Here is a 20,824-nt window from a genome sequence, read left to right on the forward strand (position 1 = left end):
GGAGCCGGCGCGATCAGTCGGGGGTCGAGGCGAACGCGTCGATCGCGGCCGGGTCGGCGCCCGCCGCGCGCAGGCGCGCGGCGATCCCGGCGCGGGCGCGCCGGTAGGCGGACGTGCGTCCGGTGAGCAGCGAGTCGCGGTTCGCGAGTTCGAGGAACGCGCTGAACTCGAATGCGGCCTGCTTGGCGTCGTCGAGGAGGGGCAGCTCACCGGCGTCGTGTGCGTGCTGCAGCGTCGCCGCGAGGTAGCCGCCCCACTCGCGCAGCAGGCGGGCGACCGCGTCGCGGACTTCGCCCGGCTTCGCGTCGAAGTCGGCCGCGGCCGAGGCGAAGAAGCATCCGCCGGGGAACACGCGGTCCCTCGAGTAGGCGATCCAGCCGTCGAGGAGCGAGAGCGCCCGTGCGAGGCCGCGCGGGTGCGCGCGGGCGGGGGTGATGACCGTCTCGACGAACCGTTCGCGGGCGGATTCGACGGTCGCGAGCTGCAGTCGCTCCTTGCTGCCGAAGAGCGTCGCGACGTTGCTCTTCGACACCCCGGCGCTCTGGGCGATCCTCCCGATCGAGAGCTGGTCGAGCCCTTCGACCGACGCGAGGTCGGCGGCCACGGCGAGCACCGCACGACGCGACGCCTCACCGCGGAGGCGGCGACCGTCGGGGTGCTGGTCGGTGCTCGCGACCTTCGCGAACGCGGCGGACCGGGGCTCGGACATCACGACTTCATTTTACGCACGAACGTTCGTATACTCTACACACGACCGTTCGTATTCATTGATCGGAGCCCACCGTGTCCGCCATCGATCCCCTCCTCGCCACCCGGGTCGCCGCCATCCGCGCCGCCGACCGCATCGCACCCGAGGTCGCCGCGCGCCTCGCCATGCCGCTCTTCATGCGCGTGGGCGCGCCGCTCCCCGTGCGCGACGCCGACCGGGCGGTGCACCTCTCGGCGCGGCGCAGCACGCTCCGCGTCCGGGGCCGCGACGTGGTCTCCTACGAGTGGGGCTCCGGCCCCGACACGATCCTCCTGGTGCACGGATGGCGCGGCCGTGCGTCGCAGTTCGCTCCGATCGTGCGCGAGCTTCGCGCCGAGGGCTTCCGGCTCGTCGCGTTCGACGCCCCCGCCAACGGCGAGTCGCGCGGTCGCCGGACCGACGTGCGCGACTGGCTCGCCGCGATCGAGGCGGTGCACTCGCGCGAGGGCCGCTTCCACACGGTGATCGGGCACTCGTTCGGCGCGATGGCGAGCGCGGCGGCGATCCGCGACGGCGTCTCCGCCGGAGCGCTGGTCGCGATCGGCGGCATGGCCGACGCCCGCTACCTCGTCGACTCGTTCGCCGCGCGGGCCGGCGCGGGCTCGGCGACCGCTGACGCGCTCGCGGACCGGTTCGCGCGCCGCATCCTGCCGCACGTCGACGACCCGTGGCAGCACTTCGACGGCGTGGTCCGGCCGTTGCCCGAGCGCATGCCCCTGCTCGTCGTGCACGACCGCGGCGACCGCGAGGTGGCCGTCTCCGAGGCGGTCCGGCTGCACGCGGCGCACGGCGACCGTTCGCGACTGGTGCTGACCGACGGGGCCGGGCACTCGCGCGTGCTGGGTGCCGATGCCGCGCTCGACGCGATCACCGCGTTCGTGACCGCCGGGCCCGCTGCGGTCGACGTGCCGGGAGCCGAGGCGGCGGAGACGCGAGCGTCCTGAGGCGTGCGCCGCGACGTCAGCGAACCCGGCGGGTCGCATGTCGGACGGAGCCGGCTCAGCGGGGCGCGCGTGCGACGGCGCGGCGCTCCGCGAGCGAGGCGAGTACCCGCTCGTAGAACGCCTCGTGCGCGCGAGTGACCGCCGGATCGTCGAGGAGGCCCGGCGTCTCCGCCGCAGCCGCGGCGAGCCGGCCACGCAGCTCCGGATCGGCGTCGAGCCGGGCGAGCGCGTTCGCGAGCGCGTCGACGTTCCGCGGCGGCACGAGGAGCCCGTTGACGCCGTCGGCGACCCATTCCGCAGGGCCGCCCTCGTCGGCCGCGATCACGGCGCGACCGGCCGCGAGGTACTGCAGCACGTTCTGGCCGAGCGGTTCGGGGCGCGTGGACGCCTGCACCGCGACATCCCACCCGTCGAGCAGGGCGTCGACGTCGGTCACGTGCCCGAGCAGGTCGAGCCGGTCGCCCACGCCCAGCTCGTCGGCGCGGCGGCGCAGCGACTCGGCGAAGGACTCGTGCCCGAACGGCGCGCCGCCGGCGAGCTGCAGGCGGACCTCGCGGGCACGGAAGACGCGTGCGAACGCCTCGAGGAGTTGCTCCTGCCCCTTCCACGGGTCGATGCGCGCGAGCATGCCCACCGCGCGGATCGGGCCGGAAGGCTCGTCGGGACGCCCGGCCGTGCCGCCCGCCGCCGTCGCCGCCGCCCCGCGGACCTGCAGGCCGGATGCGCTCGGGATCACCTCGGCCGGCACCCCCGCCAGCAGGTGGGGTCGCGCCGAGTCGAGCGTCGCCCGCGAGTTCGCCACCACCCCGTCGGCGCGCGGAAGCACGACCCGCACCATGAGCGCATGACCCGAACGGCCGAGCGCGCCCGGCTCGACGAGGTCGCGCAGGTGCACGACGAACGCCTTCCGGGTGCCGCGGACCGCGAACGCGCCGTAGGCGGCCGACCGCGCCGTGTTCGCGTCGACGATGTCGGCGCCGCGGAACGCGCGGGACGACCGCACGACGGCGGCCTGCGCGAGCACGCGCGCGCCGACGGACAACGCCGTCAGCCGTCCGCCGCGGCTCGCGCCGGCGGGCTGCCGCACGCCCGAGATCCGACGAGGGATGCGCGCTGGGACCGCGTCGTAGATGTCGGCGCCGCCGCGCTCGGCGGGCGGCGCCATCAGCAGGTGGGGCGACCAGGCCGGCCCCGCCTGCAGCATGCGCAGCAGCGCGAACTCGGCGCCCCCCGCCGCGCTCGTGTGATCGAGGTGCAGCACCCGGATGGCACGCGGACCGGGCGCACCGGGGTCGGCCCTCACGCCTGCCGCCGCCCGCGCGGCCGTTCGGCGTTCGCGTCGACGGCTCCGGGCGCGTCCTCGCCGAATCGGAAGGCCGAGGCATCCGTCACCGCATCGTCGTAGGCCGCGACCTCGCTGGGCGGCATCCCCAGGAGCACCGAGGCGAGGCGGGCCAGCGCGGGGACCTCCTCGCGCGCCATGTCGCGGTACGCCTCGTCGTCCTTGCCCTGCGGGTCGACGATGTCGGCCGGCGTGCCGTCGGCGAGCGCACGGCTCGCGGCGAGCCGAGCAACCAGCGCGCGGAGGTCGTCGAACGTCTCGGGCGCCGCCGACTCGGGGAGCGCGGCCGCGATCGCCCCGGCCTCGCGGATCGTGAACGTGCGCTTCAGCGCGGCGGGCGCCAACCCCAGCACCTTGTCGCGCTGCGACGCCTCGGCGACGAGCACGAGGTCGGCCCCCCGGACCATGTGCTCCGTGATCTGCACGGCGCGGTGGCCCGACGCGTCGGCCCCCAGCGTCGCGGCGATCGCGCGCGAGCGACTGCGCATGTGGCTGCCGACCGGCGCGGCGAGCCCGGCGCTCGTCACCTCGACCTGCGCCGCGAGCGGCGCCGCGAGGTACCATCCGGCCCACGTGCGTAGCAGGGCCGCGCCGAGCGCCGACCGATTGAGGTTGCCCGTGCAGACGACGAGCACGGTGAACGATTCCCGATTCACGCCACCACCCCTCTGGCTCGACCGGCGTCCCCGGGCGCGCCCGGCGGATAAGGTTTCCTCACAGGATTCTAGAGGGGGTGCGGTGCGCGTACTCAGGGTCTCGCACAGTGCCGTCGTCGACGAATGGCGCGGTCGCGAGCGCGCGCTCACCGCGCTCGGCGTCGATGTCGCGCTGATCTGCGCGCGCTCGTGGCACGCCGGCGGCGCCGAGGTCTCACTCGCAGCACGCCCCGGCGAGCGGGTGATCGGCGCGCGCACGTTCGGCCGCCACCCCGCCCTGTTCGTCTACGACCCGCGGCCGATCTGGCGCGCACTCGGCGAGCAGTGGGACGTGCTCGACGTGCACGAGGAGCCGTTCGCACTCGCGACGGCGGAGGTGCTGCTGCTGCGCGCGCTGCGGGGGCGGGGGCACGGCCGCCCGCCCGTCGTGCTCTATACCGCGCAGAACCTGCGCAAGCGGTACCCGATCCCGTTCCGCTGGTTCGAGCGGTGGGCGCTGCGCAACGCCTCGGGGGTATCGGCGTGCAACACCGAGGCGGCGCGCATCGTCGAGGCCAAGGGATTCGCGGGACGCGCGCGGGTGATCCCGCTTGGGGTCGACCTCGAGCGGTTCCGGCCGGCGGGGGCGGATGGCGCGACCATGCCGGATGGCGCCGGGCTGGCGGATGGCGCCGGGCTGGCGGACGACACGGCGCCGGCCACCGACGCCCCCGTCACCGTCGGATTCCTCGGCCGTCTCGTGCCCGAGAAGGGCCTGCTCGTGCTCATCGACGCGCTCGCCCGCGACCCGCGCCTGCACCTCCGGATCGGCGGCACCGGGCCGCTCGGCGCCGAGCTCGCCTCGCTCGCGGCAGCGGCAGGGGTCGGCGACCGCGTCGAGTTCGTCGGCGCGATCGACCCCGACGACATCCCGGCGTTCCTGCGCTCGCTCGACACGCTCGCCGTGCCCTCGCTGCCGACGCCGTCATGGACCGAGCAGTTCGGCCGCGTCGCGGTCGAGGCGATGGCGTGCGGCGTCCCCGTCGTCGCGAGCGACGCGGGCGCCCTGCCCGATGTCGTCGGCGGCGCGGGCATCGTGGTGCCCGCGGGCGACCCGATCGCACTGGCCGGGGCGCTCGCCGACGCCGCCGGGCCGCGTGCCGAGGAGCTCCGCGCGAGCGGTGCGGCGCGAGCAGCGGAGTGCAGCTGGGCCGCAGTCGGCCGGGACTACCTCGACCTGTATCGCACGGTGCGGCACGAGCCATCCGTCGCCCCTCTGCCCGCCGCTGCGACGGAGGTCGCCGGCGAGACCGAGGCCGCCGCACCGCCCGTCGAGGTGATCGTCGTCGCCTACGGCTCCCCCGACCTCCTCCGGAAGGCGCTCGAGCCCGTTCGCGAGTTGCCCGTCACGGTCGTCGACAACTCGTCGTTGCCCGCGATCGCCGCGCTGTGCGCCGACCTCGGCGTGCGCTACCTCGATCCCGGCCGCAACGGCGGATTCGCGGCGGGCGTCAACGTCGGCCTCGCCGATCGGCTCGTGCCCGGGGCCGACGTGCTGCTGCTCAACCCCGACGCGGCCGTCACGCCCGGCGACGTCGACGCCCTGCAGCGCGCGCTGCGAGCCCGCGACGACCTCGCCAGCGTCGGGCCCGTCCAGGTCGACGACCGCGGCCGCCCGGCCCGCGTCGACTGGTGGCTGCCCTCGCCGAGCGGAACCTGGCTCGAGGCGCTCGGCCTCGCCCGGCTGCGCCGCGACCCGACGTACGTGATCGGCTCGGTGCTGTTGCTGCGCGCCGAGGCCCTCGCCCAGGTCGGCGGGTTCGACGAGCGCTTCTTCCTGTACGCCGAGGAGGCCGACTGGGCCTGTCGCGCCCACCGGCTCGGATGGCGCCACGCCCCGGTCCCCGGCGCGCGAGCGATGCACGTCGGCGCCGGCACCGGCGGCGACCCCCGCCGACGCGAAGCGCACTTCCACGCGTCGCAGGAACGGTATCTCCGCAAGCACCACGGCGCGGTCGGATGGCAGTGGGCGCGGCTCGGCCAGTGGGTCGGCGCGACGACTCGTGCCATCCTGTTGCCCGGCGAGCGCGGCATCGCGGCGCGGCGTCGCGCGGCGCTGTACCGGCTCGGGCCCGTGCGCGTCGAGGCGCGGCTCGCCGGAAAGGAGGCGGCGTCATGACCCGGATCGTGCAGATCGTGCCGTTCATCGGTCCCGGCACCGGTGTCGCGGGCGTCGCGTGGAACCTCGAGCAGGAGCTGCGCGCACTCGGCGCCACGGTCGAGCGCTTCACCTTCGACGACGCCCGGCGCGGGCGCATGGTGCGCTGGCCGAGGAACACGGTCCTGGCGCGCATCCGCGGCGGATGGCGCATGGTCTGGTTCAGCACGGTCGGCTCACGCCGCGCGAAGCGGTTCCTCGCCGCGCGTCCCGACGCCGTCTCGATCTGCCACAACAACGTGATGGCCGGCGACGTGTACGTCAACCACGGCGTGCTGCTCGCGTCGATGCGCGCACGCGGCCGCTCGGCGTGGGGCATCTACCGCAACCCCATCCACGTGTTCATCTACCTGCGCGACCGCATCCGCTACCGGGGGGGCACGCACCGCGTGGTCATCTCGCTCTCGGAGGGCGACGCCGCCGACCTGCGCGCGACCTACGGCCCGGTCCGCCCGCGCATCGAGGTCATCCCGAACGGCGTCGACCTCGACCGGTTCCGCCCGCCGACGCCCGAGGAGCGGCGAGCCGCCCGCGCCGACCTGAAGCTCGGCACCGAGGAGCGGGTCGCGGTGTTCGTCGGACACGAGTTCTCCCGCAAGGGCCTGTCGTTCGCCATCCGCGGGCTGCCGCACGCGCCGAGCGTGCTGCTGATGATCATCGGCGGCAACGACGACATCATCGCCGAGGCGTACGAGGAGGCGAAGCAGCACGGCGTCGGCGACCGCGTGCTGTTCCTCGGCCCGCGTGCGAAGCTGGCGCCGTTCCTCTGGGCCGCCGACCTGTTCGTCTTCCCGAGCGCGTACGAGGCCAACGCGCTCGTGGTGCTCGAGGCGCTCGCGTCCGGGCTGCCCGTCGTCGCGACGCCGGTCGGCTTCGCCCCCGAGATCGTCGTCGACGGCGAGAACGGCTTCCTGGTCGAGCGCGATCCCCGCGACGTGGGCGAGCGGATGGAGCAGCTCGCGAACCTCGACGACGCCGAGCTCGACGGCTGGCGCCGGCGGGCGCGCGAGTCGGCCGTGCGGTTCGGCTGGCCGAGCGTCGCGCGACGCTACCTCGAACTGGTGGAGGCGGTGGCCGCCGAGAAGTCGGCCGGGCGCGCCGCGAGGAGCACCGCCGAGCCGGATTCCGACGGCGCACCGGTGAAGCGGACCGGCGGATGACGCGGATCGTCCAGATCGCTCCGTCGATCGAGCCCGGCAGCGGCGTCGGCGGCGTGGCGTACGCGCTCGAGCGCGAGTTCCGCGCGGCGGGCGTCGAGGTCGAGCAGTTCACGGCCGCCGATGCCGGGCGCACGCTCACCACGCCGCATCGCACGGCCCTCGGACTGCACCTGGCACGGGCCGGCAACGTCATCTGGTTCAGCACCGTCGGCACCCGGCGAGCGCGGCGATTCCTCGCCGAGCGGCCCGACGCGATCTCGATCACGCACAACGACGTCATGGCCGGCGACGTGTACGTCAACCACGGCCTGCTCCAGGCGGCGATGCGGGCGCGCGGCCACTACGCGTGGCGGATGGTGCGCAATCCGGTGCACCTGTTCACCGCGCTCCGCGACCGCATCCGCTACCGCGGCCGCACGCATCGCGCAGTCGTCGCCCTCACGAGCCGGGAGGCCGCCCTTCTCGGCGACGTGTACGGCCGCGTGCGGGCGCCGATCACCGTCATCCCGAACGGCGTCGACATCGACCGGTTCCGTCCGGGCGACCAGGCCGAGCGCGCGCGCGTGCGAGCCGAACTGGGCATTCCGGATGGCGCGACGACCGCCCTCTTCATCGGGCACGAGTTCGAACGCAAGGGGCTCGCGATCGCGATCGACGCGTTGCCGGCGGCCGCGGGAGTCGTGCTGCTGGTGGTCGGCGGCACGCCCGAGATGATCCGGAAGGCGCGCACGCATGCCCACCGTACCGGCGTCGCCGACCGTCTCGTGTTCGCCGGTGAGCGGCCCGATCCGGTGCCGTTCCTGCACGCATCCGACGTGCTCGTGCTGCCGAGCGCCTACGAGGCGAACGCGCTCGTGGTCCTCGAGGCACTCGCGTGCGGCTTGCCCGTGGTGTCGACGGCGGTGGGCTTCGCTCCCGACCTGATCGTCGACGGCGAGAACGGCTACATCGTCGAGCGGTCGTCTGCGGCGTTCGGAGCGCGGCTGGCCGAGCTCGCCGCCCAACCGCTCGACGGCTGGCGGGTGCGCGCGCGCCGGACCGCCGAGCGATACTCGTGGCGCGAAGTGGCGGCGCAGTACCTCGATCTCGTCCACTCGCTCGAGGCCACGCGTGCCGCGCGCTCGGACCGCCTGCGGATCCTCCACGCGATCCGCTCGGACGGGTTCTCGGGGGTCGAGCAGTTCGTGCTGCGCCTCGCCGTGCAGCAGGCCGCGGACGGCCATCGCGTCGCGGTGATCGGTGGAGCGACCGACCGCATGCGGCCCGAGCTCGAGGCGGCGGGCATCCCCCACATTCCGGCGGCGCGGACGCACGAGGTCGCGCTCGCAGTGGCCCGGCACGCGCACGAGGTCGACATCGTCAACACGCACATGACCGCGGCCGAGGTCGGCACGGTCGCCGGGCTCGCCGTCGCTCGACGGCCCCGTCCTGCCGTGGTCGCGACGCGACACTTCGCCAAGCCGCGCGGGCGGCTCGGGCCGCTGCCCATCCACGCGCTGGTGCGGCGCCGCATCCGAGCGGAGATCTCGATCAGCGAGGCGGTCGCGACCGCCATCGAGCGGCCGAGCGCCGTGGTGCACACGGGCATCGAGTCGCGCCCGGCGGCCGAAGCCGCCCGACGCGAGCGGTCGGTGCTCATCGCCCAGCGGCTGCAGCCCGAGAAGAAGACCGCGGTGGGATTGCGGGCCTTCGCGGCATCCGGTCTCGCCGGCGACGGATGGACGCTCGAGATCGCCGGCATGGGACCCGAGCAGGAGTCGCTCGAGTCGCTTGCCGATGAGCTCGGGGTCGCGGCATCCGTGCGCTTCACGGGATATCGCACCGACCTGCCCGACGTGATGCGGACGGCGGGGATGCTGCTGGCGCCGTGCCCGGTCGAGGGACTCGGCCTGACGCTCATCGAGGCGATGGCGAGCGGACTGCCGCCGGTCGCCGCCGATGCCGCCGGCCACGTCGAGGTGCTCGCGGGACTCGACCCGCGGTCTCGGTTCGCGCCCGACGACGCGGAGGACGCGGGCCGGAAGCTGCGTTCGCTCGCCGACGACCCGGCCGCGCGGAACGCGCTCGGCGCCGCGGCGCGCGAACGCCAGCAGGCGTCGTTCTCACTGCGCGCGCACGCCGACGCCACCGAGCGCGTCTATCGGAGCGTGCTGCGGTGACCGATCTCGTGGTGGTCTCGCTCGAGCGCTGGGACGAGGTGTGGCGACGCAACCAGCATCTCGTGGCCGGCCTGCTGCAGGGCGACCCCTCGCTGCGCGTGCTCTTCGTGGAGCCGCCCGCCGACCCGACGCACGACCTCCGGTCACGCCGGGCGCCGAGGTTCGGACGTGGGCGCCGTGAGGTCGCCGGCGTCGCGCCCGGGCGGCTCTGGACGTTGCAGTCCACCAAGTGGCTTCCCCGGCGCCTCGACCCGCGAGCCGACGAGCGGCTCGCGCGGGCGGTCATGCGCGCCGCCGCCGCGCTCGGGATGCGCCATCCGTTGCTCTGGATCAACGATCCTGGCGCGGTCGGGCTCGCCGACCGGTCGGGATGGCCGACCGTGTACGACATCACCGACGACTGGCTCGCAGCCGACCGGCCCGCGGCGGAACGCGAGCGCGCGGCGGCGAACGAGGCTCGGCTGCTCCGGATCGCACGCGAGATCGTCGTGTGCTCACCCGAGCTCGAGCGGCGCAAGCGCGCCGCCGCGGGCGGCCCGCCGCTCACGCTGATCCCGAACGGCGTGGACGCCGCGGCGTACCGGCGTCCAGTCGAGCGGCCCTCCGACCTGCCCGCACCTCCGGTCGCGCTCTACCTCGGCACCGCACACCCCGACCGCGTCGACGTGGAGCTGTGCGAGGCGACCGCGCGGGCCCTCGGCGAATCCGGCACGCTCGTGCTCGTCGGCCCGAACCTGCTCGGCGACACCGCGACGCAGCGGCTGCAGCGGGCGGCGGTCCGGCTGCTCGGCCCGCGTCCCAGAGAGGCCGTCATCGGCTACCTGCAGCACGCCGACGTGCTCGTCGTGCCGCACGTCGTCACGCCGTTCACCGACAGCCTCGACCCGATCAAGCTCTACGAGTACCAGGCGGTCGGGCGACCGGTGGTGTCGACGCCGGTGGCGGGGTTCCGGGATGTCGCAGACCCGCGCGTGACGATCGCGTCGGGGGAGGCGTTCGCCCGTGCCGTCGCGGCCGCGACGCACGCATCGCGACCGTTCCCGGCCGGCGCCGACGGGCCGGTCGCCGACTGGTCGGAGCGCGTGACGGCGATGGCGGAGGTGCTGCGTCGGCTGCAGGGCGTGGGATCCGGCGGCGGATCGGGCGGCGCGCCGGAGCCTGCCCGCTGACCGGACGGTTCAGAGCTCGTCCAGCACGCGGCGGAGCTGCGCCCAGGAGTGCGCCCAGTCGTGGGCGAGCGCGTGCGCTCGAGCTGCAGCGCTCCGCTCGCGGCGGAGTTCCGGGTCATCGGCGAGCGCAGCGATCTCCGCGGCGAGGGCGTGCGGGTCGTCGGGCGGAACGAGTGCACCGGCATCCCCGACGACGTCGGGCAGCCCGCCCACGCGCGTCGCGATGACGGGCAGCCCGGTGGCGAGCCCCTCCGATGCGGTGAGCCCGCTCGGTTCGGACCAGCGCGACGGCACCACGAGCATGTCGGCGCTGCGCAGCAGGTCTGGGAGCGCTGTTCGATCGACGAAGGGCTCGAACCGGATATCGGCCCGCGCTTCGTCGGCGCGCCGTCGCAACTCGCGCTCGTACGGCGAGAGCGCGGCGTCGCGCGCGAAACCCTGGCTGCCGACGAGCACGAACTCGAGATCGGGGCGTCGGAGCTCGCCCGCCGCCTGGATGAGGACGTCGGGGCCCTTCTCGGAGATCATGCGCCCGACGAAGACGATGCGGAGCCGACCGTCGCCCCGGCGTTCCCCGGGCCTGACCGCCGGCGAGAACTGCTCGACGTCGACCCCGTTCGGAACGACTCGAACACGCTCGGCGAGGCGGCGCGGGAGGGCGGCGCGCGTCCGCTCGGCGAGCGAGTCGCTCACGCACACGATCGCACTCACGCGGTCGAGCACCCGCCCGGCCTCCGCCTTCGTGTAGGTGCGAAGCAGGTCGTTGTGCGCGTAGAGCACGCTCCGATGCGGCGAGTCCCGCAGCAGCCACGGGAGGACGGGTTGATTGTGCGCGAGCACGAATGCGGGTTCCCGGTCGCGGAGGGCGTCGGCCACAGGCTGGTGGAACCGCGCGGTCGCCGTGCGCTCGCCGCCGAATCGCGCGCGGAGCGCGTCGAGCGCGCGGTCCCTCCGCGACACCCACGGCGCGCGCTCGTACTCGATCAGGTCGGCGCTGTCGTACCGCGGCCGCATCGTCGACGCGTCGAGCAGCACCGCGTGTCGCACGGGGTCGGGGTCGCGCGCAGCGGCGGTCGCCAGCCCGTGCACCACCGTGGGGATCGCGGAGCCCGTCCGCGGGGAGAAGTGGTCGCCGGGCGTGATCGCATGGATGACGTCGATCACGGCACTCAACTCCTCGGACGGATGCCGATATGCGGCTGCGCGTCACCGCATGCGAAAGGGGTGCGCTGCCTGGGCAGCGCACCCCTTTCGGACCTGCAGACTACGCGGCCGGGTAGAACGGCGGGTCACACGTGGGTGCACCCGTCGGGAACGGCACGTTGCTCGAGCACGGCGGGAACGACGGAACCGTGTACGTCGGGATGACGATCGGGCTGTGGTCGGTGTCGGCGCAGTCGTGACCCCACGGCACCGTGATGCCGAGGTCGACGGACTGGTTGGCGCTGTTGTCGGAGTTCGCGTACACGATCACCTTGACGCTCTCGCCCGGGTCGATGTCCGTGCAGTAGGTGGGCGAGATGCCCACGACCGTGAACGGAAGACCGGACGACGTGATCGTGATCGACGGCTGGAGCACGATGGTCTTGGACGTGTTGTTCGTGATCAACAGCGGGATGGCGAACGCCTTCTCGGGGTCGAGACCCGGAAGGCCGGCGAACAGGTCTTCGCACTTCTTGTTGGCGCTGCCGCCCGGAAGCTTACAGGCGGTGCCGACCGCGACATCCGGCGGGTTGCCGGAGGCGGCGTAGGCGGGCGCGGGAACAGCGAGGGCGACGGCAGGCACCGACCACGCCATGGCCTTTGCGACCGTGCGTCGGGAGACGCCGGGCTTCGGCTCTTCGAGGTTGCTCATTGGAGATCCTCCTGGACTTTCGCGGTGGTTGGGTGACCCGCGGCCGGAGCGGTCGGGTCGGGTGTGCAGTTACAGGTACCCGGGAACATTATCGGGTTTTCACAGGCAACTCTAGGGGTTGAGTGTTCCTCGGCCGAATCGAGGTGACCCCACCTTCGGGTGACATATCGCATCGCCTCCGACCATGGCTAGATTCGGGATGGTAGGGCGCATCGTCGTCCGGGACGTGACCGTTCGCGGTCGGGAGGGACTGCGGGAGTATGACATTCCGTGACGTGGAGCGGTCGCCTCGCCTGTCCATCGCGACGATCGCGACGGATACCCCGATGGGCGCCCAGGCCTACCAGGAGCAGGTTGCGAGCCGCGCCGCAGCCGCGCTCGGCCGGGTCGACGAGCACGATTGGCGGGTCCGTCGTCTCGTGATGCGGTCCATGCGATCACGGCTTCCGGGTGATCGCCGTCTTCCGCTCAGCCGGATCGCGACGGCGTCCGCCGCCCAGCGTCGCGCGATCGGCCGTGTCCTCTACGCGCGAGACTCGGTCACGCACCGCATGAACCTCGAGCTGCCTCCGGCTCCGCATAACGATGTGATCACGGTGCACGACGTGGTGGCGTGGCGGTTCCCGGACGAGTCCGCGCCAGTCCCGGCGGCCGTCGAGGAGGCGCGGCGTGCGGCCGCGGTCATCTGCGTGTCCGAGTTCAGTGCGCGCGAGGCCGTCGAACTGCTCGGCATCAGCGAGCCGCACGTCGTGCACAACGGCGTCGACCCGCGATTCTTCGCGGCCACGCGGCTCGACGACCCGGCCCGAGCCTCGCTCGGCCTGCCGGAGCGGTACGTGCTGCATGCCGGCGGCGCGACACGACGCAAGAACCTCGAGGCGCTGGCCGAAGCCTGGCCCATCGTGCATCGCGAGAGACCGGGACTCGAGCTCGTGCTGGCGGGCCCGCCGCACGCACGGCGCACGCAGCTGTTCGACGGGATGCCCGGGGTCCGCCTCGCCGGGCGCCTTCCCGACGAGGCGATGCCCGGACTCGTGGCGGGTGCGGAGCTCGTCGTCGTGCCGTCACTGTACGAGGGGTTCGGCCTGCCCGCACTCGAGGCGATGGCCGCCGGCGTCCCGGTGGTGGCGGCGACGACGAGTTCACTTCCCGAAGTGGTCGGAGACGCAGGGATCCTGGTCGAACCGAACGGTCCGGCGCTGGCGGCGGGGATGCTCGACGCCACCGACGGCAGCCGTCTGGACGCGCTCATCGAAGCCGGGCGTGCGCGAGCGGGAGAGTTCACCTGGGAGCGATGCGCCGACGGGCACGCCCGGGTGTGGGCGTCGCTGGTCTGACCGCAGGGGCCGGCTCGGACGGCGCCCCGCTCATCCGCGGCCGGCGAGCACGCGGATCGCCCCGCCGGGGAATCTCGGGAGGCCGGACAGCACCTCCGGGAGCCGGGCGGCCGACCGCTCGAGCTCCCGTGACGCGCGTTCGACCTCGGACCGTGGTGCGGGCTCAGCCGACTCGAGGAGGTCGTCCAACGACATCCCCTCCCGGAATGCGGCGAAACGACTCGCGCCCGGCGTGACGACCGACTCGTAGTCGTCGAACTTGAACCGTCCGCCGCCCAGCGGCGGCTCGAGCATCGTCCACATCGCCGGGATGCCGTAGGCGTCCGCCGTCACGAGGCCATGGAGCGACGTCGTCACCACGGCGGCCGATGCGGCGATCTCCGGCACCACGCGGGAGGCGGGTTGGTGGACGTTGACCACGTGGACGCGGAGGCCCCGATCCTGCGCCAGCGACATGAACGGCAGGTGCTGCCGGTGATGTCCGTGGGGGACCAGTGCGACGTCCCACCGGACTTCAGGACGCGGGACACGGTGTGCGACGAGCAGTCCGGGATCTCCGAGCGCGACGTCATCCGGCGCCCCGATGAGCTCACGGGTGAGGTGACCCCGAACCGCGAGGACGCGAGCCCTCGGGAGCGGACGGGGTCGGTCGTGCATGAGTCCGCTGCCCCAGATCGCACCGTCGAACTCCGGCGGGAGGAACTCGAGGATGCTGCCCACGCCGGACATCCGCGCCCGGCTCGCCATCCGGTGCACCGGCAGGATGCCGTACCCGGGCAGGAGCCACGGCGTGAGGTCGTCGCCGAAGTTGGGGTGACCGTCCCACCAGAACGCCGGGACGACCCGGCCGTCACGCCACATCGGGGCGCGTGTCGCCGCCGACACGAGGCGTCGCACCTGACGGGCTCGCCTCCGCAGCGGATTCGAGTAGCTCATCGCGCGTCCGCCTCACGCGTTCGCATCGTCGGCCGAGCTCGACGGACGGACCCGTCGAGCGTCGCGACGTAGAGCGCGGCGTACGCCTCGGCGACCCGTCGCCAGGTGAACTCCCGCACCTTCCGCAGACCGGCCTCGACCAGTCGCGCACGGAGCCCGTCATCGACTGCCACGCGCTGCATCGCGGCGGCCAGGGCGACCGCGTCGAGCGGGTCGACGAGGATCCCGTCGACGCCGTCGCGGACGAACCCGGGTGCGCCCCCTCGAGCGGTCATCACGAGCGGCGCGGCGCTCCGCCACGCCTCCAGCGCCACGATCCCGAACGCCTCGACGCGGCTGGGAACGACGACGGCGACCGACCCGGCCATGGCATCGGCCACCGTCGACGGATCGAGTCGGCCGGCCAACACCACGCGACCGCCGAGCCCGCGCTCGCCGACGAGCGCCTCGAGTCGCGTGCGCTCCGGGCCGTCGCCGACGATGACGAGCCGGATCCCGGCGTCGAGATCGGATCTCGCGAACGCGTCGATGAGGAGGTCGAACCCCTTGATCCGGCCCAGTCGGCCGACGCCGAGGAAGTACCGACCGTCGAAGGCGGAACGCTCGCCGGCGCCTGCGATCGCGAGGTCGACGCCATTCGGTACGACCTCGCCGCCGATGAGTCCGAAGCGGGCGCCGAGTTCGTCGAGGACGAACCGCGACGGCGCCGTCACCGCCACGGCCCTCGCGAGCGCACGTCGGAGCGCCATCCGCAGCACGGCGGACCGCTCGAACACGGCGTTGTCGTCGGCGACCGTCTCGCCGTGCGAGGTGACGATGAGCGGAACCCGGAACCATCGATGCAACGCGAGCGCGTAGACACCGTTCGGACCGAAGCACTGCACGTGGAACACGTCGGGTCGGAACGACCGCCGGGCCGAGACCCAAGCGGCCCACGCAGCGGGGAAGGCGGCCAGGAAGCGTGCGATCCCGCCGAGCGAAGCGGAGGGGAGCGGAGTCGGGAGGTACCGCACGGTCAGACTCTCGACGATCCGGACGCCGGGGCCGGTTCCGCGGTCCACCGTCCACACTTCGACCGCCGCACCCATCCCGTGCAACTCACTCGCCACCTGCCGTACGTGCTCCTCCACCCCGCCGACATGCGGCGCATAGGACGAGGTCACCAGGGCGACGCGCACGCCGGGATGCTCGGGCGTTCCGTCCTGACCGGTCCCGGACGAGGTCGCGCGCATCCGTCAGCCGCGACGACCGCCGCGGCGACCCGACGTCGATTCGGGCACGAGTTCCTCGACGGCATCGGCCGATTCGGCGGCGGACTCGCCAGCCGACTCGGCGGCCGGCGTCATCTCGGTTGTCGGGGTGGTGTAATCGCGGCGGTAGTCGTAGGAATAGCTCGCGGAGTCGGCACCTCGGAGCGGCACCCGGTTGATCACCACACCCAGGGCGCGCCCGCGCGCCTTCTTCAGCACGTCGAGCGCCTTGTCGAGCAGGTCGTACGTCGTCTTGCCGAGCGTGACGACGACGAGCGCGCCGTCGGCCTGATGGGTCAGCACCGCGCCATCCGTCACCGGAAGCAGGGGCGGCGCGTCGATGATGACGGTCGCATGCTTGGTGAGGTCGGCGATCAGGGTGTGCATGCGCTCGGACCCGAGGACCTCGCTCGGGTTGGGCGGCACGCTGCCCGCGGCGAGCACCAGCAGGTTGTTCGACTTCGGCGTGCGCTGCAGCACCTCTGAGAGTGCCGCGCGACCCGCGAGCACGTCGCTGAGTCCGGCGCCGCCCGGCAGGTCCATGGTCCGGGCGACCATCGAACGGCGGAGGTCGCCGTCGACGAGCACGACGGTGGTGCCGGCGGCGGCGAGGGTGAGCGCGAGATTGCATGCGACGGTGGACTTGCCGTCGCCGGGGAGCGGGCTCGTGACGACGATCGTCTTCGGCGGGTGGTCGACATCCATGAACTGGAGGTTCGTGCGCAGCGTCCTCAGCGCCTCGGAGACCGCGAAGGTGCCGTTCTTGCCCGTCTTGTTCGCCGCGGACGCATCGACGATGCGGTTGTCGGCGTCGAGCGTCGGAACCCACGGGATGCTGCCGACCACGGCGACGCCCGTCTTCTGCTCGACGTCCTCGGCGGCGCGGATGCGCCGATCGGCCGCCGTGCGGATCATGGCGAAGGCGATCCCGAAGCCGAGGCCCAGCACACCGCCGACGATGATCGCCGTCTGGACATCGGGGAACGAGGGCTGCGACGGCACGGATGCCGATTCGCGCGAGATCACGGTCACCGGGGCCTCCCCGGTGGCACTGCTGTCGGCCTCGAGCTCGTCGACGACCGACTTCATCGATCCCAGCCAGGCCTCGGCGAGTTCCTTCGCGCCCTGCGGGGTGCTCGCCTCGGCTGTCACGGTCAGGATGGCGGTGCCGGTCGGGTTGGTGACCGTGACCCGTTCCACCAGCTGCTCGGGAGAGGTCTCGAGCCCGAGCTCCTCGATGACTCCCTCGGCGACGTCGGTCCAGCCGGAGATGACGAGGTAGGACGGGACGCGCGACCTGGCCAGACTGTCACCGAGTGAGGCAGTGCTGACCGCTTCCCCCAAGCCGGTGGACTGCACGAGCCCGCTCGCGCTGGCCACGTACACCGGCGTCTGCAACAGGGTCCAGCCGTATCCGGCAGCCGCGCCGACGACCGTCATCAGGAAGATCGCGATCCAATGCCGACGCAGCCCGCGGAGGTAGTCGCGAAGTTCCATGAACACCTCCGTGTCGTGCCGCTGTCCGTCCGCGGCGCGGTGGATCATGAGCGAGTAGGGTCCATGGTATGACAACCGCCTTCGACGTGCGCGCCCTCGACACCGTCGTCCGTGTCCGGCTCGACGCTTCGGTCCCGCCCGAGCATCGCGAGGTGATCCGGAACCAGTGGGCCGACGTCCTCGCAGAGGGCCTCGAGCCAGACGTGACGATCACCGGAACGCTCGACCCGTCGACGCGGGATGCGTCCTCCGGTCCGGCGATCTCGGCGGCCACCCCCGAGCGGCTCGCGTCGTCCATCGCGACCGAGGTGACGCTCGCTGCCATCGCCGGATTGTCCGGGTCGGCACTCATGCTGCACGCCGGCGCGGTGGCGCTCGATGACGGTCGCGTCATCGCGCTCGTCGGCCCGTCGGGGCGCGGGAAGACCACAGCGACGCAGGCGCTCGGCAAGGCGTTCGGGTACGTGACCGACGAGACGCTCGCCGTGGAATCGGATGGCACCGTCATCCCGTACCGCAAGCCCCTGTCCATCGGCCGCCACCCCGAGACGAAGGTTCCGGTCCGGGCATCAGCGCACGGCTTGAACGGCTTGCCGACCGCCTCGCTGCATCTCGCGGCGATCGTGGTGCTCGACCGGCGCGAGGGCGTCGCGACGCCGTTCGTCGAGCAGGTCCCGCTCCTCGAGGCGCTCGACGAGGTGGTGCCGCAGACGAGCTTCCTCTCGGCGCTCACCAAGCCGCTGCGCACGCTGGTGAATGCGATCCTGTCGACCGGCGGAGTGCGCCGGGTGGTGTACTCGGAGGCCGAGACGCTCCCGTCCCTCGTCGACGACATCCTCGCGGCGACCTCGCTCGAGTCGCCGCACCTGGTCGACATCGCGGTCTCGGTCGGCGATTGCGGCTGCGACGCCAAGCTCGGCATCGACGAGGCCGCTTCGGCCGCTGCCGTAGGGCCGGATCCGGTCTACCGGCGCACCGACTACCGCGATGCGCTCAGCGTCGACGACGCACTCGTCGTGCTGAGCCGCAACCGGGTGACCGTGCTCGACGGACTCGGCCCGGTCGTCTGGCTCGCCGCCGAGGACACGACTCAGGCGGAACTCACGAGCGCGGCGTTGCGCGAGATGCCGGCACCGCCGCCCGACGTCGACCCGGCTCAGGTGGTCGCTGCGACGGTCGAGGAGCTCGTCGCCGCCGATCTGCTCTCCCGAGCCTGATCGACCCGAGCGGGCGAGGCGGCGGTCAGCGCATGGCGCGGTCGCGTCAAGCGACGCGTCGAGCCCCCACCGGCGGCCCCAGCGCCGCATCACCGTCGGATCTCTCCTCGCGCGCCATGGCGCCGAGGCAGATGCCGGCGATGACGAACGGGATCGAGACCTGCGCGGCGACCCAGAAGAGGTCGAACTGCGCCTGGACGATCCGGCTCAGGACCACGGCGACGGCGAGGGTGCCGAATCTCGGGTCGATGTGCCACAGCACGATCAGGATGCCGATCCACATGACGATGAAGGCCGCGAGCCCCACGACCCCGGTGCTGGCGAGCACTTCGAGCTCGCCCTGCGGTGGCTGGTACCCGAGATTGCCGGGCTCCCGCCAGTACCGGAGCCCGTGACCGAACACCGGTGACTCCCGCCAGAAATGGTAGACCTCGCGGAACCAGTCGAGCCGCTGGAACACCGAGTTGTGCCGGTTCTGCGACTGCACCTGCTCGACGACCATCGAGATCACGAGCCATGCCGCGGGGATGAGCAGGAGCGCGACCAGGTACCGCGACCGCCTGGAGGTGCTGCGGCGGATCACCGCGACGATCACGGCGGCCATGAGCCCGATGAGCGCCTGCCGGGACTGCGAGACCAGGACGCCCGCGACGAGCAACCAGAACGCGAGCCTCGACCATCCCCGCGTCCATCCCACCCAGTCGGGATTCAGGTAGACGACGATCGCGGCGAGGGCGAACACCGTCCCGACGAAGTTCTTGTGCATCGGGATCGGCCATGACGGGGCGGCCGGGCCGAAGTTCCCGGCGAGGTACTGGATGGCCGCCACGATGAGCGTGATCACGGCGATCACGCACGCAGTGAAGACGATCAGCGAGAGTGCCGTCCGCGCGTAGCCGGCCGCGCCCAGCGCCCACCCGACGATCAGCGCGCCGGAGACCAGCATCCACGCGTGCACCCACTCGACGCTGTTCGCCAGGTAGGGATTCACGAGCACGGTGAAGAACGTCGCGAACTGGTACACGAGGTTCAGCAGCAGGAGCTGTCGGAGCGGCTTGCTGTACGGCCGCTCCCCGAGGAGCACCGCCGCGCCGAACGCCGCCGCCAGCGCGGCATCCGAGACCGACAGGTCGGCGCCGCCGATGCCGATCCGCTGCGAGATCAGCAGCCCCGGCACGGAGAACAGCACGATCGCGAGCGGCTTCGAGCTCGTGAGGGCCGCAGCCACGACGAATGCGGCGAGCACGACCGCGAGCATCGCGCCGCCCTGCGACGCACGCTCGAGGAGCAGGTAGGTGGCCGTCACCGCACCCAACGCCATGAGCACCCAGCGCCATGCGCCTGCCCACCAGTCGACGACCCGGTGGTGCCGGATCGCCCGGCGCTCGCTCGTCGAACTCATGCCCGGTCCTTCGCTGAAATCGCCTCAAGTATCGCAGGCTTGGCCGCGGGCCGTGCTCTGGTCACTCGAGGTCTGCCAGCTTCCGCCCGCTCGCCAACAGACCCTCGACGAGAGCGTCGATCCGGCTTATCACCACTTCCCGCCGCTCGACGGCTGTCTCGCGCGCACGCCGGAGACCCTTCGGGTCGCTCAGCACATCGGCGAGTGCCGTGAACTCAGCCGGCAATCCGTAGACCGTCTGGTAGTCCGAGAACTTGAACGCCGGTTCCGCCGTCCGGCCGAACGAGACGAGTCCCACCGGGCAGTCGAGCGCGTCGGCGACGACCATTCCGTGGAGCGAGGACGTCAACACCATCTCAGCGGCCGAGACCTCCCGGCAGATCCGGTCGTATCTCGCCGACGGCACGAGGACGCGCATGCCGAGCACTCTCGCGGCGGACATCTGCCGCCGGGCCTCAGGGCTGTTGAAGGCAAGGAAGTGCGGAATCACGACGATGCCGCGCCGGCGAGGCGCTGGCTCGTACAGCGATCGAGCGATCAAGCCAGGATCACCCAATGGGATGCCCGGCCCCAGGCCGAGCGCGTCTCGGGTGAGCGTCCCCCGCACCGCCACGAAGCGTTCGGGTCGCTCCGCCGCCCACGAGACGTTCGCGCCCCCCGCCGCGCGAAGCCCGGAGCCCCAGATGACCCCCCGACCCCGCGCAGCCATCACGTGCTCGATCACCGACCCGATCGCAGTCACGCTCGCCGCTTCGGGCCGCGCCCACCGCACTCGCCGGCCGGTCACCTCAGCCACGACGCGCCGTGAGAGCGTGTCGCCGAAGTTCTGAAGGGGCGTGCCGCCATGCAGCGTCATGCTGGTCCACGCCGTGCGGTTCTTGCGCAACTCCCAGGCGGCGACGCGAGCACTCCGCAGGGGCGACCACCAGTACAGGGAGAGGGAATCGGCCATCGC

Annotated in this window: 17 protein-coding genes; 7 read left to right on the forward strand and 10 right to left on the reverse strand. The window is 72.8% G+C overall.

What is annotated here, in order from left to right; genetic code table 11:
* Positions 1–13 precede the first annotated feature (13 nt).
* Positions 14–709, reverse strand: coding sequence for a TetR/AcrR family transcriptional regulator (locus AC3RKB_RS04830; protein WP_491436754.1), 696 nt, complete (start codon positions 707–709; stop codon positions 14–16).
* 74 nt (positions 710–783) lie between these two features.
* On the opposite strand from AC3RKB_RS04830, the gene AC3RKB_RS04835 reads away from it, so the two are divergent.
* Positions 784–1,692, forward strand: a complete 909-nt coding sequence (locus tag AC3RKB_RS04835; protein ID WP_491434843.1) for an alpha/beta hydrolase — start codon at positions 784–786, stop codon at positions 1,690–1,692.
* A gap of 55 nt (positions 1,693–1,747) precedes the next feature.
* Here AC3RKB_RS04835 and AC3RKB_RS04840 read toward each other — a convergent pair whose 3' ends face one another.
* Complete coding sequence (locus AC3RKB_RS04840) at positions 1,748–2,995, reverse strand: glycosyltransferase (RefSeq protein WP_491434844.1); 1,248 nt, start codon at positions 2,993–2,995, stop codon at positions 1,748–1,750.
* Positions 2,992–3,690 carry an arsenate reductase/protein-tyrosine-phosphatase family protein gene (locus AC3RKB_RS04845; protein WP_491434845.1) on the reverse strand — a complete coding sequence of 233 codons (699 nt, stop codon included), beginning with the start codon at positions 3,688–3,690 and terminating at the stop codon, positions 2,992–2,994. Before AC3RKB_RS04845 ends, AC3RKB_RS04840 begins: the two co-directional genes overlap by 4 nt.
* An 82-nt stretch (positions 3,691–3,772) precedes the next feature.
* On the opposite strand from AC3RKB_RS04845, the gene AC3RKB_RS04850 reads away from it, so the two are divergent.
* Genes AC3RKB_RS04850 through AC3RKB_RS04865 form a run of 4 tightly spaced genes read left to right on the forward strand, consistent with a single transcriptional unit; the run spans position 3,773 to position 10,375 of the window.
* Positions 3,773–5,848, forward strand: coding sequence for a glycosyltransferase (locus AC3RKB_RS04850; protein WP_491434846.1), 2,076 nt, complete (start codon positions 3,773–3,775; stop codon positions 5,846–5,848).
* On the forward strand, positions 5,845–7,047 hold the full coding sequence (locus tag AC3RKB_RS04855) for a glycosyltransferase family 4 protein (protein ID WP_491434847.1): 1,203 nt from the start codon (positions 5,845–5,847) through the stop codon (positions 7,045–7,047). Before AC3RKB_RS04850 ends, AC3RKB_RS04855 begins: the two co-directional genes overlap by 4 nt.
* On the forward strand, positions 7,044–9,206 hold the full coding sequence (locus AC3RKB_RS04860) for a glycosyltransferase family 4 protein (RefSeq protein WP_491434848.1): 2,163 nt from the start codon (positions 7,044–7,046) through the stop codon (positions 9,204–9,206). The genes AC3RKB_RS04855 and AC3RKB_RS04860 overlap by 4 nt, the downstream gene beginning before the upstream one ends.
* Positions 9,203–10,375 (forward strand): glycosyltransferase, encoded by a 1,173-nt coding sequence (locus tag AC3RKB_RS04865; protein ID WP_491434849.1) that lies wholly within the window; start codon positions 9,203–9,205, stop codon positions 10,373–10,375. The genes AC3RKB_RS04860 and AC3RKB_RS04865 overlap by 4 nt, the downstream gene beginning before the upstream one ends.
* Positions 10,376–10,384: 9 nt before the next feature.
* Here AC3RKB_RS04865 and AC3RKB_RS04870 read toward each other — a convergent pair whose 3' ends face one another.
* Positions 10,385–11,539, reverse strand: coding sequence for a glycosyltransferase family 4 protein (locus AC3RKB_RS04870; RefSeq protein ID WP_491434850.1), 1,155 nt, complete (start codon positions 11,537–11,539; stop codon positions 10,385–10,387).
* Positions 11,540–11,639: 100 nt separating this feature from the next.
* Positions 11,640–12,230: a hypothetical protein gene (locus tag AC3RKB_RS04875; RefSeq protein ID WP_491434851.1), complete on the reverse strand. Its 591-nt coding sequence runs from the start codon at positions 12,228–12,230 to the stop codon at positions 11,640–11,642.
* 326 nt (positions 12,231–12,556) lie between these two features.
* On the opposite strand from AC3RKB_RS04875, the gene AC3RKB_RS04880 reads away from it, so the two are divergent.
* Positions 12,557–13,567, forward strand: coding sequence for a glycosyltransferase family 4 protein (locus tag AC3RKB_RS04880; RefSeq protein WP_491434852.1), 1,011 nt, complete (start codon positions 12,557–12,559; stop codon positions 13,565–13,567).
* Positions 13,568–13,597: 30 nt separating this feature from the next.
* Here AC3RKB_RS04880 and AC3RKB_RS04885 read toward each other — a convergent pair whose 3' ends face one another.
* The 3 genes from AC3RKB_RS04885 to AC3RKB_RS04895 are packed head-to-tail and all read right to left on the reverse strand — an operon-like array spanning position 13,598 to position 17,250.
* Positions 13,598–14,503 carry a glycosyltransferase family protein gene (locus AC3RKB_RS04885; RefSeq protein ID WP_491434853.1) on the reverse strand — a complete coding sequence of 302 codons (906 nt, stop codon included), beginning with the start codon at positions 14,501–14,503 and terminating at the stop codon, positions 13,598–13,600.
* On the reverse strand, positions 14,500–15,681 hold the full coding sequence (locus AC3RKB_RS04890; RefSeq protein ID WP_491434854.1) for a glycosyltransferase family 4 protein: 1,182 nt from the start codon (positions 15,679–15,681) through the stop codon (positions 14,500–14,502). The genes AC3RKB_RS04885 and AC3RKB_RS04890 overlap by 4 nt, the downstream gene beginning before the upstream one ends.
* Positions 15,682–15,738: 57 nt before the next feature.
* Positions 15,739–17,250 (reverse strand): tyrosine-protein kinase domain-containing protein, encoded by a 1,512-nt coding sequence (locus AC3RKB_RS04895; RefSeq protein ID WP_491434856.1) that lies wholly within the window; start codon positions 17,248–17,250, stop codon positions 15,739–15,741.
* 68 nt (positions 17,251–17,318) lie between these two features.
* Between AC3RKB_RS04895 and AC3RKB_RS04900 the strand changes: the two genes are divergently transcribed.
* On the forward strand, positions 17,319–18,467 hold the full coding sequence (locus AC3RKB_RS04900; protein ID WP_491434857.1) for a hypothetical protein: 1,149 nt from the start codon (positions 17,319–17,321) through the stop codon (positions 18,465–18,467).
* Positions 18,468–18,513: 46 nt separating this feature from the next.
* Here the strand turns inward: AC3RKB_RS04900 and AC3RKB_RS04905 are convergent, their stop codons facing one another.
* Together AC3RKB_RS04905 and AC3RKB_RS04910 are read right to left on the reverse strand one after the other, a co-directional pair.
* Positions 18,514–19,869, reverse strand: a complete 1,356-nt coding sequence (locus tag AC3RKB_RS04905) for an O-antigen ligase family protein (RefSeq protein WP_491434859.1) — start codon at positions 19,867–19,869, stop codon at positions 18,514–18,516.
* 61 nt (positions 19,870–19,930) lie between these two features.
* Entirely contained in the window at positions 19,931–20,821 is an 891-nt protein-coding gene (locus AC3RKB_RS04910) for a glycosyltransferase family protein (RefSeq protein ID WP_491434860.1), read from the reverse strand.
* Positions 20,822–20,824: the final 3 nt, after the last annotated feature.

The organism is Agromyces capsici (assembly GCF_058349965.1).